Here is a 13837-nt window from a genome sequence, read left to right as displayed (position 1 = left end):
CCACCGCGCCGGACTCAGCAGTCGGCCGACTCGGCACGCCGCCGCAGTTCCGGCACCTGATCGGTCGCGCCGACGGCGGCCACGATCCACCGGTCCGTCAGGGACAGATGCGCAGCGAGGTGACGGCGCCCGCCGGTGAGCGGTCGGTGCCGGAAGGCCGACCTCGCCGCAGCCCGTGGTCCGAGGCTCCCATCGGCGGCACCGCCGCAGACAGCCGCGCCTCACCGCACGACGCGGCCAGGACGGAGGGGCGCACGGGCGCTCGCCGAGCAGACGATCAGAGGACGAGGATCTTCCGGCGGGGCTTCTGGGTGGGGTCGATCCATCGGGGTGGGAGGAACTCCGGTAGCCCGTCGCGGATCCGGACGGTCCAGTCCGAGTGGTGGATCTGGCGGTGGTGGGCTTTGCACAGCATGACCAGGTTGTTGAGCTCCGTGGGTCCTTCTCGTCCCCAGTGGTCGACGTGGTGGACGTCGCACCAGGAGGGTGGTCGGTCGCATCCGGGGTGCGCGCAGCCGCGGTCTCTGACGGTGATGGCTTTGCGGAGCCCGTCGGGGATGGTGCGCTTCTCGCGTCCCACGTCGAGGGGTTGGCTGTCGCCGTTCATGACGATGGGGACGACTCCGGCGTCGCAGGCCAGCGTCCGGAGGGTGGCGGGGGTGATGGTGCCGCCGAACTCCAGCATGGCGCCCCGGGCTCGCTGTTCCAGGTCCTCCAACCGGATGATCACGGTGAGGTGGGGGCGGCGGCCGCCGGTCTCGGGGAGGTCGTCGCCGTGGTCGAGGACGTACCCGCACACGTCGGCCAGCGCTTCGGCCTGCCGTTGCGGGGCGGTCCGGTCGTCGTCGGCGGTCAACGGCCTGGCCTTCGCGTCGATCACGGCGGCGATGGCGTCGTAGAGCATGGGGTCTTCGAACCGGCCCTTGATCGACCCACCGGCGCCGCCGCGGTGCCGGACCAGGCGCAGCTCGTTCACCGGGGGCGGGGCGTCGTCGGGTTCGGGCCCGTCCTGATCCAACCGGTCGATCAGCAGGGTGCCGAAGCTGAGCAGTTGTCCGGGCTTGGCCTGCTGGGCGTAGTCGGCGAGCTGTGCCTCTGCGCCGGTCCACGCTGATGTGGTGAGCCGTTCGGCAGCCCGGGTGCCCAGCACACGGTGGATCACCTCGACGTGCCGCCACCCGATCACTCCTGCGTCGAACGCGGCGGCGGTGGCGGGCATCCGCGCGGGGAGCTGTTCCCCGCTGAGGGTGGTGCGGGCGTGGACGTCGGTGGCGGCGGCGGTGAAGGACCGGGCGTGGCGGTGGTCCCAGGACAGTAGGTCTGACACCGCAGCAGCGGTGTTCGGATAGCCACGGGACAGGAACGTGCCCCGGTCGTCGAGAACGGCCACAGCGGCACTGGAGATCGCCTCGACCCGCCGGGTGAGGCCCTCGCAGAGGGTCAGCAGGGAGATGAGGTCGTTCTCGGAGGCGTGGGTGGTGGCGGCGTCGAGGTCGTCGAGTGCGGCAGCGAGGTGCTGGTGCGCGTCTCGGAGGGTGTCGCCGGCCATGGCCTGATTCTACTAGAACACACGTTCGAGTCGAAGGGAATTGTCGCAGCCCAGGGACCGTTCGGCGCATGACTGGGCGCTTCGGATGGTGGGCTGTCCGGCCTTCTTCGGCGTAGTGCGCTGGTGTCGGTCGGGCGTGGGTCGTCTGGGGTGAAGTACCGGATGACGTGGTGGGGCGGGCGGCCGTCCCCGACCGACGTGCCCGACCCGCTCCCGGACGCTCGGCCGGGTCGGGAGAGACGCCCCGTGGTCCCGAACCGCAACCCCACCGCCCGGATCGACCCGTGCGAGGCCGGCTGGCGTCCTGGCCCGCAGTAGACCGGACCACGCCGGACCGGCAGCCGGCAACGGGAAACGCACAGATGAGGATCGACCCGCACCCGACCCACCACTCATCGAACGCCAGCCGTGAACGCGCCGGACGACAGCGACCGACGCGCCACGTAGCAGCGGCCAACGCCAGGAACGGCAGCCTCGTCCAGCGACAGGCACGGGTCGCCTGGCAACAGCGATGAACACGCCGAGCACGAGTGGCCAACCCACCGAGGATGATCGGCGAACTCGCTAAGCGACAGCCGCCAACTCGCCCGGCGGCAGCGGCAAACTCGCCGCGCTCCATCCGCAAACTCGCCGGGGGCGGCCGCAAACTCGCCGGGGGCGGCCGCAAACTCGCGGGGCGGGGGGTGGGGGTCAGTCGGGGGGCGGGGCGAAGAGGCCGCCGTCCTTCACCGTCCCCACCACCACCGCCGTGTCCAGGGCCGTGACGCGGTCGAGCCACGGGGCGTCTGTGGTGAGGTCGTGCAGCGCGTCGACCCCGGGCACCGCGACCTCGGCGAGCAGCGGCCGGTCGCCGGTCGTCCGGCACGCCCGCAGCACCCACGGCTCCCGCCGCAGCCCGGCCGCGACGGCGGCCACGTCCCGCGGCGCCGCCGACGCCCGCACCACCGCGCGCAGGCCGAAACCGAGCCGGGCGGGGTCGACGACGACGCGGATCCGGAGCCGGCCGTCGCGGCGCAGGCGGTCGACCCGCCGGGGCACCGCGCTGCGGGAGAGCCCGGTGACCTCGGCGAGCTCGTCGTCGCCGCGACGGGCGTCGAACTGCAGGGCGGTGAGGAGCATGCGGTCGGTGGGGCCGAGCTCCTTGGTCTCCCCGAACGGCGCGTCGCCCGGCGGGGGCAGGTGCTCGGTGAGGGCCTCGCACTCCTCGGGCGCGAGCAGGCCGGGGCGCCACTCGTCCTCGGTGCGGACGTAGCGCAGCACCGTGTCCGCCGTGGCGTCGACGAGACCGGGCAGCCGGGGCAGTTCGTCCCCGACGAGCCGGGCCAGTCGCTCGGGCGGGCAGCCGATCTCGGCGACCCCGCCGGCCGGTCCGGCCAGCAGGTGGGCCCAGCGGGTGTCGCGGCGCCGCGCGAGGGCCAGCGCCGCCACCCGCTCCTGGCCCGGGCCGCAGCGCAGGTGCACGACCGTGCCCGCCTCCGGGGCGGGCACCCCGATGACCTGCACGCCGCCGTCGGCCAGCAGGGCCAGCCCGTGCCGGGCGACGGTGCCCTCCGGCTCACCGAGCGCGGCGGCGATCCGCTCCCACGGCGCGCGGCCGTCGACCTGCAGCGCCCCGACGATGCGCCGGTCGAGCACGGCGAGGGGCCCGGCCACCGCGCACCTCGCTTCCGACACCTGCGTGTCGGAGTCCGTACACGTCCCCGTCAACCTACCGGGCCGGGACCCCGAGATGACGGAGCAGGTTGGCCGAGAACCGATCCCCCATCCGCTGCATCGTCTCCTTCATCACCGCGGTGACGGCCGGGGCCGCCAGCCGCGGGAGCGGCAGCTCGACGCTCAGGCCGAGGCTGATCGCGAGCCGCGTCCCGCCGGGCTCGTCGGTGAGGACGTACCAGCCCTCGGCCCCGGTGCTCTCGCGCGATCCGGGCGGCGGGGCGTGGGTGTAGTCGATGCGGTGGCCGTCGCCGTCACCGGCGTCGAAGGTCATCTCCTCGGTGAACACCGGGCTGATCCCGACGCCCAGCACCGAGAGCCCGACGAGGTGCCACCGCCAGTGGTCGCCGTCGGTCTCGATCTTCTTCAGCAGCGGCGTCAGCTGCGGCAGCAGGACGGGATCGGTCAGGACCGCCCAGATCCGGGATCGCTCGGCGGCCACGACGGCCTCCGACTCGGTGGTCGCGGAGAAGCGGCTCATCCGGGAAGTGTGCGCACCGGACGCGCGCGGCGCGACCGGGGGCGGCGGTCGTCACGCCAGCAGCGCGAGGACGTCGCCGGGACGGGCGCAGACGACAGCGTCGCCGTCGCCGGGCCGGTGGTTGTGCCCCCACGCCGCCGCGACCGGCGACGCCCCGGCGCGCCGCGCGGTCTCCAGGTCGGTCGCCGAGTCGCCCACGTACAGCGCCGATCCGGCGGGCACGCCGAGCCGCCGGCACGCCAGCTCCAGCCCGGCGGGGTCGGGTTTGCGCCGGTCGACGTCGTCGCCGGCGACGACGGTGCCGAACAGGTCCCGCAGGCCGGTCGCGCGCAGCAGGATGTCGGTGGCGACCGCGTTCGACCCGGTGAACACCCCCGTCGGCACGGTGAGCGCGGTGAGCGCCACGCGGATCCCCGGGTACGGCCGGACGTGCGCGGCCTCGGCGGCGAGCGCGCGGTAGAAGGCGTCGACGCCGGTCGGGCGCCCGGTCAGGTCGGCGAGGATCGCCTCCGGCGTCGGCAGCCGGAACAGCCGCTCCACCTCGGCGGGCGGGATCGGCCCGCGCCCGGCCGCGGCCGCGAAGGCCGCGGCGATGGCGTCGATCGAGTCGAGCAGCGTGCCGTCCATGTCCCACACCACCGCGGTGATCACTCTCGCACGCTAGCCGGTGCACCCGGCGGAGATCGGGTGGCTACTGCAAGATGGCGGCACCAGAGAAACGATCGAAGGAGCTACCCCGTGGCCGAGTACACGCTTCCCGACCTCCCCTACGACTACGGCGCGCTGGATCCCCACATCGCGGGCGAGATCATGGAGCTGCACCACTCCAAGCACCACCAGACCTACGTCAACGGCCTCAACGACACCCTCGAGAAGCTGGCCGCCGCCCGCGAGAGCGGCGAGTTCGGCGCGATCGTGGGCCTGGAGAAGGCCCTCGCGTTCAACCTCGGCGGGCACGTCAACCACTCGCTGTTCTGGAAGAACCTCTCCCCCGACGGCGGCGGGAAGCCCACCGGCGAGCTGGCCGCCGCGATCGACGAGACCTTCGGCTCGTTCGACGCCTTCCAGGCCCAGTTCACCGCCGCCTCGACCACCATCCAGGGGTCGGGCTGGGGCGTGCTGGCCTACGACCCGCTCGGGCAGCGCCTGCACATCCTGCAGCTGTGGGACCAGCAGGCGAACGTGCCGGTCGGCGTCGTGCCGATCGTCATGCTCGACATGTGGGAGCACGCGTTCTACCTGCAGTACAAGAACGTGAAGCCGGACTACGTGAAGGCCTGGTGGAACGTCGTGAACTGGGCCGACGCCGCGGAGCGGTTCGCCGCAGCGCGCTAGTGTGACCGCCGTGTCGGCGCGGGAGCTCGTGGTGCTGGGCACCGCGAGCCAGGCGCCGACACGGCACCGCAACCACAACGGCTACCTCCTGCGCTGGGACGCCCACGGCCTGCTGTTCGACCCGGGCGAGGGCACCCAGCGGCAGATGCTGCTGGCCGGGGTCGCCGCCTCCGCGATCACCCGCATCTGCCTGACGCACTTCCACGGCGACCACTGCCTGGGCCTGCCCGGGGTGGTCCAGCGCCTCTCGCTCGACCGCGTCGCGCGCCCCGTGCACGCCCACTACCCGGCGTCCGGCCAGGAGTGGTTCGACCGCCTGCGCCACGCCACCCCGTTCCACGACGTCCTCGACCTGCACGAGCACCCGATCACCGCCGACGGGCCGGTCGCCGACGACCCGCACGTCGAGGTGCGCCGGCTCGACCACGGGATCGAGTCCTACGGCTACCGCGTCGTCGAGCCCGACGGGCGCCGCATGCTGCCCGACCGCCTCGCCGCCGCCGGCATCCGCGGGCCCGCGGTCCGGGAGCTGCAGCGCACGGGGTCGATGCACGGCGTCACCCTCGACCAGGTGAGCGAGCCGCGGCCCGGCCAGAAGGCGGCGTTCGTCATGGACACCCGGCTCTGCGACGGCGTGCACGCGCTCGCCGCAGGCGTCGACCTGCTGGTGATCGAGTCGACCTTCCTCGACGCCGACGCCGACCTGGCCCACGCCTACGGCCACCTCACCGCGGGCCAGGCCGGGGCCGTCGCCGCCCGCGCCGGGGTCGGCACGCTGGTGCTCACCCACTTCTCCCAGCGCTACCCCGACCCCGACCGGTTCGGCGAGGAGGCCGCGGCGGCGTTCGGCGGGGAGATCGTCGTGGCGCGGGACCTGCAGCGCGTGCCGGTCCCGCCGCGCCGCTAGCGGGCGAGGCGGCGGCGGTTGGCCACCACCCGCCGGTGGACGGGCGCGAGGACGTCACCCACGAGCCGCGCGGTGTCCCTGGGCGGGGTCGTCACGGCCACCACGGCGGCCTGGGCGAAGCCCTCGACCTTCTCCTGCACCATCCGCCGGTACTCGCGGCGCGCCCCCGGGCTCGGCGGCCACCCGCCGGCCACCATCCCGACGGTCCGGTACGCGATCACCACCGGCGCCGACCACGAGATCTCGACCAGCTGCACCCACGGTCGCACCCATCCCGTCCCGGCCATGCGGCCACCGTAGGGCCCGCCGTGCGGGAACGGGGATCCTCGGCCAGGATCCGTGGGCATGGGTGATGCGAACAACAGCTGGCGCTTCGAGCTCGACGGCACGCCGCACGAGCTCAACCTCGACGTCACGCTCATGGGGAAGTGGACCGTGACGCTCGACGGGAAGGTCATCGAGGAGGACCGGAAGTGGACCTTCACGGCCGAGGAGACGTTCCCGGTCGGTGACCACTCGCTGCGGCTCAAGGTCAGCCCGGACCTGGGCGGGCTCTCCCAGGAGTCGGAGCTGTTCGTCGACGGGAGCTACGTCGAACCCCTCCGACGTGTGTGAGTTGAGCAGCGTTTGACGCGATTGCGGCCCGGGCATCCGGGTGTCATGAGCACCAACGTCACGCACAGCATCGACGCTGCGGTCCCGGTCCGCACCGCCTACGACCAGTGGACCCAGTTCGAGTCGTTCCCGCGCTTCATGGACGGCGTCGAGCGCATCGACCAGCTCACCGACACCCGGACCCACTGGGTCACGCGGATCGCCGGGGTCGAGCGCGAGTTCGACGCCGAGATCACCGAGCAGCACCCCGACGAGCGCATCGCGTGGACGACCGAGAACGGCACGCACCAGGCCGGTGTGGTCACCTTCCACCGCCTCGACGACGCGACCACCCGCGTCACGCTGCAGCTCGACCACGAGCCCGAGGGCGTCGTCGAGAAGGTCGGCGACGCGCTGGGCATCGTGCAGCGCCGCGTCAAGGGCGACATGGAGAACTTCAAGGAGTTCATCGAGGCGGGCGGCACCGGCGGCAGCTGGCGCGGGGACGTCGACGCGGCCCCGCAGTCGGTCACCCCGAAGGCCCCCTCGACCGACATCGGCGGAACCGCCTGATGGTCCACGTCGTCCGCACCTTCACCGTCACCACCGAGCCCGCGAAGGCGATCGAGTACCTCGCCGACTTCGCGCACGCCGAGGCGTGGGACCCGGGCACGCAGACCTGCGTCCGCACCGACGCCGGCCCGGTGCAGGTGGGTGCCACCTGGCACAACACCTCGAAGATCCTCGGGTCCACCACCGAGCTCGACTACCGCCTGACCCGGCTCGACGGCGAGGGCCTCGAGCTGGTCGGGGAGAACAAGACCGCCACCGCGACCGACGTCATCACCGTGCGTCCGGCGCCGGAGGGGTCCGAGATCACCTACGACGCCACCGTGGTCCTGCACGGCGTCGCCAAGCTCGGCAGTCCGCTGATGCAGCTCGAGTTCGAGAAGCTCGGCAACCAGACCGTCGACGGAATCCAACGCGAACTGGGAGCACCCCGTGTCTGACACCCGCACCGCCGAATGGCTCACCGCGGCCCGCACCGAACTCGGCCTGGAGGACGCGGCCGAGGGCGTGCAGGGCCTCGACGCGGCCGCCGAGCTCGACGCGCTCGTCCGCGACAACGTCGACGGCTCCGCAGCAGCGTCCACCGTGTTCCTGCTCGGCCTGGCCGCCGGTCGCGCCGCCGACCCGGCGGTCGCCGCGCACGACTTCACCGAGAAGCTCACCGCGCTGGCGCGCAGCTACGACGCCGACACCGACCGGGCCGAGGCCCCGAACGACCAGTCCCGGCGGGCCTGATCCGCTAGGGGCCGAGGGCGGCCGCGAGCGTCGGGTACACGGCGAGCTCGCGGTCGAGCCCGGTGATCGTCAGCGGCCGGATCACCGGGCGGTTCCCCTCCCCGGTGACCACGCGCAGCCCCACCCCCGACCGCACCGCCGCCTGCTGCACGCGCAGCAGGGCGGTGAGGCCGCGTGAACCGAAGTACCGCACGCCGCCCAGGTCGACCACGACCGCGCTGGTGCCGCCGGTGAGCAGTCCGACCGCTGCGGCCTCGACGTCGGCGGCCTCCGCCGCGTCGAGCTCGCCGGTCACGACGATCCCGCGCACCCCGGCCGCGTGCTCCACGACGCGCACGGCGACCGTCGAGGCCGGACCGCCGTTCTGAGCCACGTGAGTCCTCCACCGTCGTTCCGCGACTCCGCACTCTAGGGCCCGTTCCCCGACCGCGCGCGACGGTCGATGTTCAGGCGCGGCCGCGAACGGGCACTGGCTCCCCATGGGCGAACCGTTGCGGCAGCTGCTGCCCGCCGAGCCCACCTCCGCCGCCGCCGCCCGTGCCGCGCTGGGCGCCTGGCTGGCCCCGCTCCCGTGGCCCGAGGACGTGGCCCAGGACCTCGTCTTCGCCGCGAGCGAGGCCGTCGCGAACTGCATCGACCACGCCTACGCCGAGCCCACCACCGCACCCGACGCGATCGTCCTGCTCGCCCGTGAGGTCGACGACGACGACCGGGTCTGCGTCGAGGTCACCGTCACCGACCGCGGCCGCTGGCGCGACCCGCCCGCCGACCCGCGGTTCCGCGGCCGCGGCATCGCGATGATGCGGGCGCTCACCGACACGGTGACGCTGCACCACGACGACGACGGCACCACCGTCCTGCTCCGCTGCTGGCGTCCCGGCGGGTGAGCCTCAGCCCGCCCGGGGCGCGTACATGATCACCGCGACCCCGGCCAGGCAGACCAGCGCGCCGACGACGTCGTAGCGGTCGGGCCGGTAGCCGTCGGCGACCACTCCCCACAGCAGCGACCCGGCCACGAACACGCCCCCGTAGGCGGCCAGTATCCGGCCGAACTGGGCGTCGGGCTGCAGGGTGGCGACGAACCCGTAGGCGCCGAGCGCGATCACCCCGGCGCCGATCCAGACCCACCCCCGGTGCTCGCGCACGCCCTGCCAGACCAGCCAGGCCCCGCCGATCTCGAACAGGGCGGCGACCACGAACAGGCCGACGGACCGGGCGATCAGCACGCGCGGAAGGCTAGCCCGCGTAGGCGGGCAGGGCGATCCGGTCGGCGGGCGGGGAGAACAGGCCGCCCGCGAGCCCGGCGACCCGCTTCCCGACGGGGCTGCCGGCCACCCGGACCGCCGTGCGCAGGGCCGCGACCCCGGCACGGGTGCGGGGGTGCGCGAGCCGCGGGGTGCCGGGCGGCAGGTCCTGCGCCTGTGCGACGTAGGGCCGCATGGTCGACTCGTAGCGGGCGAAGGCCGCGCGGTGGTCGCCCCCGGCGGCGCCCAGCTCACCGGCCAGCACGTAGGCGCCGACGAGCGCGAGGCTGGTGCTCATGCCGCTGACCGGCGACGCGCAGTACGCGGCGTCGCCGACGAGGACGACGCGCCCGCGGTTCCACGTCGGCAGCCGCATCTGCCCGACGGTGTCGAAGTAGAACGCGGTGTCCCCGAGCGCGGCGAGCACGCGCGGGGTCTCCCAACCCGCGTCGGCGAAGTGGCGGCGCAGCAGCCGGACCTGGTCGGCGCGGTCGAGGTCCTCCAGCCCGCGGACGTCGGACAGGAAGCTCACCGACGCCCGCGTGGTGCCGAGGTTGTCGGGCCGCAGGTTGACGGTGCGGCCGCCGGGGGCGGTGTACCAGCGCCACCAGCGCGTGTCGTCGGCGGTGCGCGGGATCGTCAGGTACGCGGTGTAGAGACCGAGGTCGTCGATCCCGGCGTCGGGCATCACCATGGCCCGGGTCCGCGACGTCAGCCCCTCGGCGACCACCACGACGTCGAAGGTTCGGGCCGGGCCGTGCGCGAAGATGACGGTGACGCCGTCGGGCCGCTCGTCGAGGGCGACGATCCGGTCGCCGAACAGGTACTCGGTGTCGGCGGTGGTGCGCTCGTGCACCAGCCGGGACAGCTCGCCGCGCAGGATCTCCAGCTCGGCGGTGGCCCCGCCGGTGTCGGACTCCCCCGCCGGGAACGCCGCCAGCGTCCGCCCCGCCCCGTCGACGAACTCCAGACCGAGCTCGCCGGTGCCCGCGCCGCGGACGGCGTCCTCCAGGCCCATCCGGCGCAGGACCTCGCGGGCCGCGCCCCGGACGTCGATGTTCTGCCCGCCCTCGCGCAGCCCGTCGAACCGCTCGACGACGGTGGTCGCCCAGCCGTGCCGGTGCAGCCAGTACGCGACGGTCGGCCCGGCGATGCTCGCCCCGGAGACCAGGACGGTGGGGGTGGCCATCCCCCGATCCTCGTCGCCTACCCGGCGGGGCGCTCGTCTAGCGGGCGCCGCAGGCTCGACTCCCCGCGCGACCACGCGTCGAGCAGGCGGGCGGAGAGCCGGTCGCCCAGGAGCAGGAAGGCCCGGATGCCGAACACGACGTCGGCGGCCAGTGCCGGCTCCGCGGCGAGCATCGGGCCCAGCACCCCGCGCCGGATGATCTGCTCGTGCACCGCGTCGGCCTCGACGTGCTCGTCGTAGAACGCGATCGCCGCCGGGCCGCAGCCGAGCCGGCGCATGGCCCGGACCAGCCGCTCGGAGCCGGGGGACGAGGTCAGCTCGACCGCGGCGAACTGCCCGACAAGCGCGCCGCGCAGGCTGCGCCGCAGCCCGCACATCGACATGAGGTTGACCTCGGCGAGGGTCTCGGCGGGCACCGCGTCGACGTAGTGGCCGTAGGCGTCGTCCAGGCCGACCTCGCGCATCATGTCGGCGAACAGGCGGGCGTGCATGCGGTCGGGGTCGCCGCCGCCGTACTCGTCGTGCTCGACGGTGACCAGCGCGGCCTTCGCCGGGCCGGACAGCCGCGGGATGACCCAGGCCTGCGGGTCGGCCTCCTTGAGGTGGTAGACCGAGCGGTGCGCCACGTACTCGCGCAGCTGCCACAGCTCGCCGTCGCGACGCAGGTGGTGCGAGACGCCGACGACGTCGGGGCCCACCGGCTCCACGAGCAGCGCGTCGACCTCGGCCGCCACGTCGTCGCCGGGCTCGAGGTCGGCCCGCAGCGCACCGAGGAACAGCCGCTCCAGGTCACCGCGCAGGGCGAGCAGCGCGGGGTCCCACTCCAGGTCGTCGTCGACGCCGTCGAAGCCGCGGTAGTGCAGCTCGTAGCAGCAGTGCAGGGCGAGCTGGACGTCGTCGCCGTAGGGGTCGGCGCCGGTGACGTCGACCGCGGGGGCCGGCCCGCCGCGCAGCGCGTCGAGCACGGCGGCGGAGACCGGGCCGCGGGGGGCGGGCAGCGGCGGGGAGGTGACGGCCGGGGGTGCGGTCGCGCTGAGCATCAGGCGTCCTCTCTCGTGCGGGTGCGGGTGCGGTGGCTGGTGTCGCAGATCGGGTAGCGGCGGCTGCGGCGGCACAGGCACAGCGCGGTGACGGGCCGGTCGGAGGTGACCCGCCTGCCGTCCGGCAGGACGACCTCGACCGGGCCGGCGACGAGCACCGGGCCCTCCTCGGTCAGGACGACCTCGCGCCGGGTGACCTCCCCGGGCTCACCCGGCACGACGACCCTCCACCACGACCAGCTCCTCCACGTCCTCGCCCGGCCCGGTCAGGCCGCGGCGCTCCATCATCGCGGCGCGCTCCCGCATCACCGGGCCGTACGGGATCGACGCCCGCATGACCACCGACGCGCTCATCCCGGCGTCGGTGAGCCGGTCGATCGTCGCCTCCGCGCCGCACACCGCGGAGTGCACCATCAGCAGCACCCCGCCGCGGGTGAGCCGCTCCCCCGCACCCGCGCAGATCCGGTCCACGACGATCCGGCCGTCGACGCCGCCGTCCCAGCACCGCGCCCGCGTATGCCGGGGCAGCACGTCGGTCTCCGCGGGCACGTACGGCGGGTTCGCGACGATCAGGTCGAACCGCCGCCCGGACACCGGGGCGAACAGGTCGCCGCGGCGCACCGAGACCCGCGCCCCGTGCAGGTGGCAGTTCACCCACGTCGCCAGGACCGACCGCAGCGACAGGTCGACGGCGGTGACCGACGCGGCGCCGGCCCGGGCCGAGGCCAGCGCGAGCGCGCCGGAGCCGGTGCCGACGTCGAGGACGTGGCGGCCCAGCGCGTAGCCGCCGCGCCGGATCGCCTCGGCCAGCACCGCCGAGTCGCTCTGCGCGCGGTACACGCCGGGCGGGCGGAACAGCAGGACGTCGGGGCGCCGGCGCAGCCGCGGCAGCTGGTCGGTCATCGGGGACACACTCGTGATCGGGACATGACGGCTCCACTGAGGACGTGCGGGAGGCGCCTGTCTGCACCGGAGGGCCCACTGAGGCAGCGGCCCGGCGTCGACCATAGGACAGGTCGACCCCCTCCGCAGGCCGCGCATGAGGGGGTCCGCGAGCGGGTACCCCACACCGTCAGCCGCGACGAGGAGTCCCATGAGCACATCCCCGGACATGCTTGCTCCCCCGCAGGACCAGGACGAGATCTGGTCGGTCGCGGACCACATCGCCCGAGGTCTGCGCGTGGAGCACGCCGACGTGTCGAGCACCCTCGGCGCGATCACCGACGTCGCCGTGGCGACGGTCCCCGGAACGACCTGCGCCGGCATCATCGTCGCCGACACCGACCGGCACCTCACCCCGATGGCGACGGCCGGGTCGATCCCCCTGGAGCTCGACGAGCTGCAGCGGCACCTCGGCCACGGCCCGTGCCTGACGGCGGCGCGCAAGCAGGTGGTCGTGCACATCGAGGACATGGCGGCCGACCACCGCTGGCCCGAGTTCCGCGGCGGCGCCCGCGGCCTGGGCGTGGAGAGCATGCTGTGCCTGCCCCTGCAGATCGACGACCGCTGCCTCGGGGCCCTGAGCCTCTACGCCACCTCCGCGGGCGCGTTCGACCAGCGCGCGGAGCTGGTGGCGCGGGTCCTCGCGACGCAGGCGGTGCTCGCGATGGCGGAGAGCCAGCGCACGGCGCAGCTGCGGGCGGCGCTGGACCGCCGCGACGTCATCGGCCAGGCCAAGGGGATCCTCATGGAGCGGCACCGGATCACCGCTGAGGCGGCCTTCGCCCGGCTCTCGGCGGCGTCCCAGTCGGTGAACCGCAAGCTCGTCGTGGTGGCCGAGCAGCTGGTCGCCACCGGCGTGCTGCCCGGCCCGGCCTGACCGACCGGGTCACCCCGGCCGGCCGGGACCGGGGGCGTGGGAACCTGGTCCGGTGTCCCGACCGAGCGATCCGCCCCGTTCCCCGGAGGACGACCCGCCCGCGAGCGGGTGGTCGCGCTACGGCGGGCCGCTGATCCTGGTGCTGGCCGCGGTGTCGTTCGGGTCGGTCGCGGTGGGCACCCTGATCCCGTCCGACGCCGAGCGCGAGCTGGCGTCGTTCACCCCGTCCGCGGAGCAGCCCGACCCGTCCACCGGGATCCCCGGGATCGTGATCGGGCCGGGCCCGGGCGATCCGCCGGTGAGCGGCGCGGTCGGGCCGACGGCCGCGGCCTGCGACGGCGTCGCTCATCCCGACCCGATCCCCGACGCCGAGGCGCTCGGGGCCATGGAGCGCGGCGCGGTGTGGATCACCTACGACCCCGCCCGCACCGCGCCGGGGACGGTGCAGGCGCTCGCCGCGAACCGGGTGACCGACGGCGACGACCTGCTGATGTCGCCCTACCCCGGGCTCGACGCCCCGATCTCGCTGCAGGCCTGGAACCACCGCCTGGCCCTGGACTCCCCCGACGACCCGCGCTTCGAGCAGTTCATCCGGGCACTGGCCGCCAACCCCGCCACCGCGCCCGGCACCGCCACCGGCTGCGCCCCCTGACGACCTGCG

20 protein-coding genes are annotated in these 13837 nt (G+C 74.4%); 9 read left to right on the top strand and 11 right to left on the bottom strand.

All coding sequences use genetic code 11. The features are described 5' to 3' along the window. Positions 1-277: 277 nt before the first annotated feature. The 4 genes from H6H00_RS17380 to H6H00_RS17365 form a co-directional block, all read right to left on the bottom strand. Positions 278-1549: an HNH endonuclease signature motif containing protein gene (locus H6H00_RS17380; protein WP_185716807.1), complete on the bottom strand. Its 1272-nt coding sequence runs from the start codon at positions 1547-1549 to the stop codon at positions 278-280. Positions 1550-2239: 690 nt separating this feature from the next. Continuing rightward, the gene (locus H6H00_RS17375; RefSeq protein WP_185716806.1) at positions 2240-3202 is read right to left on the bottom strand and encodes an Lrp/AsnC family transcriptional regulator; all 963 of its coding nucleotides are present in this window, start codon (positions 3200-3202) and stop codon (positions 2240-2242) included. Between the two features lie 55 nt (positions 3203-3257). Then, positions 3258-3743 carry an SRPBCC family protein gene (locus tag H6H00_RS17370; RefSeq protein ID WP_185716805.1) on the bottom strand — a complete coding sequence of 162 codons (486 nt, stop codon included), beginning with the start codon at positions 3741-3743 and terminating at the stop codon, positions 3258-3260. Positions 3744-3794: 51 nt separating this feature from the next. Further along, a complete protein-coding gene (locus tag H6H00_RS17365; protein ID WP_185716804.1) occupies positions 3795-4394 on the bottom strand; it encodes an HAD family hydrolase in 600 nt (199 codons plus the stop codon). Positions 4395-4481: 87 nt separating this feature from the next. Here H6H00_RS17365 and H6H00_RS17360 point away from each other — a divergent pair, with 87 nt between their 5' ends. Continuing rightward, positions 4482-5078 carry a superoxide dismutase gene (locus H6H00_RS17360; RefSeq protein ID WP_185716803.1) on the top strand — a complete coding sequence of 199 codons (597 nt, stop codon included), beginning with the start codon at positions 4482-4484 and terminating at the stop codon, positions 5076-5078. 10 nt (positions 5079-5088) lie between these two features. Then, the gene (locus tag H6H00_RS17355) at positions 5089-5985 is read left to right on the top strand and encodes a ribonuclease Z (RefSeq protein WP_185716802.1); all 897 of its coding nucleotides are present in this window, start codon (positions 5089-5091) and stop codon (positions 5983-5985) included. On the opposite strand, the gene H6H00_RS17350 is transcribed toward H6H00_RS17355, so the two are convergent. Next, positions 5982-6272: a hypothetical protein gene (locus H6H00_RS17350; RefSeq protein WP_185716801.1), complete on the bottom strand. Its 291-nt coding sequence runs from the start codon at positions 6270-6272 to the stop codon at positions 5982-5984. The genes H6H00_RS17355 and H6H00_RS17350 overlap by 4 nt on opposite strands. A gap of 58 nt (positions 6273-6330) precedes the next feature. On the opposite strand from H6H00_RS17350, the gene H6H00_RS17345 reads away from it, so the two are divergent. The 4 genes from H6H00_RS17345 to H6H00_RS17330 are packed head-to-tail and all read left to right on the top strand — an operon-like array spanning position 6331 to position 7884. Then, a complete protein-coding gene (locus tag H6H00_RS17345) occupies positions 6331-6600 on the top strand; it encodes a hypothetical protein (RefSeq protein ID WP_185716800.1) in 270 nt (89 codons plus the stop codon). 45 nt (positions 6601-6645) lie between these two features. Next, positions 6646-7152: an SRPBCC family protein gene (locus H6H00_RS17340; protein ID WP_185716799.1), complete on the top strand. Its 507-nt coding sequence runs from the start codon at positions 6646-6648 to the stop codon at positions 7150-7152. After that, positions 7152-7589, top strand: a complete 438-nt coding sequence (locus H6H00_RS17335) for an SRPBCC family protein (protein ID WP_185716798.1) — start codon at positions 7152-7154, stop codon at positions 7587-7589. Before H6H00_RS17340 ends, H6H00_RS17335 begins: the two co-directional genes overlap by 1 nt. Next, positions 7582-7884 (top strand): DUF6457 domain-containing protein, encoded by a 303-nt coding sequence (locus H6H00_RS17330; RefSeq protein ID WP_185716797.1) that lies wholly within the window; start codon positions 7582-7584, stop codon positions 7882-7884. The genes H6H00_RS17335 and H6H00_RS17330 overlap by 8 nt, the downstream gene beginning before the upstream one ends. A gap of 4 nt (positions 7885-7888) precedes the next feature. On the opposite strand, the gene H6H00_RS17325 is transcribed toward H6H00_RS17330, so the two are convergent. Continuing rightward, a complete protein-coding gene (locus H6H00_RS17325; protein ID WP_185716796.1) occupies positions 7889-8257 on the bottom strand; it encodes an STAS domain-containing protein in 369 nt (122 codons plus the stop codon). Positions 8258-8363: 106 nt separating this feature from the next. Here H6H00_RS17325 and H6H00_RS17320 point away from each other — a divergent pair, with 106 nt between their 5' ends. Beyond that, positions 8364-8771: an ATP-binding protein gene (locus H6H00_RS17320; protein ID WP_185716795.1), complete on the top strand. Its 408-nt coding sequence runs from the start codon at positions 8364-8366 to the stop codon at positions 8769-8771. Positions 8772-8774: 3 nt separating this feature from the next. On the opposite strand, the gene H6H00_RS17315 is transcribed toward H6H00_RS17320, so the two are convergent. Genes H6H00_RS17315 through H6H00_RS17295 form a run of 5 tightly spaced genes read right to left on the bottom strand, consistent with a single transcriptional unit; the run spans position 8775 to position 12260 of the window. After that, positions 8775-9110 (bottom strand): YnfA family protein, encoded by a 336-nt coding sequence (locus tag H6H00_RS17315; protein WP_185716794.1) that lies wholly within the window; start codon positions 9108-9110, stop codon positions 8775-8777. 10 nt (positions 9111-9120) lie between these two features. Continuing rightward, a complete protein-coding gene (locus H6H00_RS17310) occupies positions 9121-10317 on the bottom strand; it encodes an FAD-dependent monooxygenase (RefSeq protein WP_185716793.1) in 1197 nt (398 codons plus the stop codon). Positions 10318-10334: 17 nt separating this feature from the next. Then, entirely contained in the window at positions 10335-11357 is a 1023-nt protein-coding gene (locus H6H00_RS17305) for an iron-containing redox enzyme family protein (RefSeq protein WP_185716792.1), read from the bottom strand. Beyond that, positions 11357-11575, bottom strand: coding sequence for a CDGSH iron-sulfur domain-containing protein (locus tag H6H00_RS17300; RefSeq protein WP_185716791.1), 219 nt, complete (start codon positions 11573-11575; stop codon positions 11357-11359). Before H6H00_RS17300 ends, H6H00_RS17305 begins: the two co-directional genes overlap by 1 nt. Beyond that, positions 11565-12260: a HemK2/MTQ2 family protein methyltransferase gene (locus H6H00_RS17295; RefSeq protein WP_185716790.1), complete on the bottom strand. Its 696-nt coding sequence runs from the start codon at positions 12258-12260 to the stop codon at positions 11565-11567. Before H6H00_RS17295 ends, H6H00_RS17300 begins: the two co-directional genes overlap by 11 nt. A gap of 190 nt (positions 12261-12450) precedes the next feature. Between H6H00_RS17295 and H6H00_RS17290 the strand changes: the two genes are divergently transcribed. Further along, a complete protein-coding gene (locus H6H00_RS17290; protein ID WP_185716789.1) occupies positions 12451-13176 on the top strand; it encodes a GAF and ANTAR domain-containing protein in 726 nt (241 codons plus the stop codon). A gap of 52 nt (positions 13177-13228) precedes the next feature. Then, positions 13229-13828, top strand: a complete 600-nt coding sequence (locus H6H00_RS17285; protein ID WP_185716788.1) for a thioredoxin-like domain-containing protein — start codon at positions 13229-13231, stop codon at positions 13826-13828. The last annotated feature ends 9 nt before the right edge of the window (positions 13829-13837 follow it).

The organism is Pseudonocardia petroleophila, assembly GCF_014235185.1.
Taxonomy (GTDB): Bacteria; Actinomycetota; Actinomycetes; order Mycobacteriales; family Pseudonocardiaceae; genus Pseudonocardia; species Pseudonocardia petroleophila.
The sequence above is the reverse complement of the archived record's forward strand: the minus strand, read 5'-3'. Positions and strand labels throughout refer to the sequence as shown.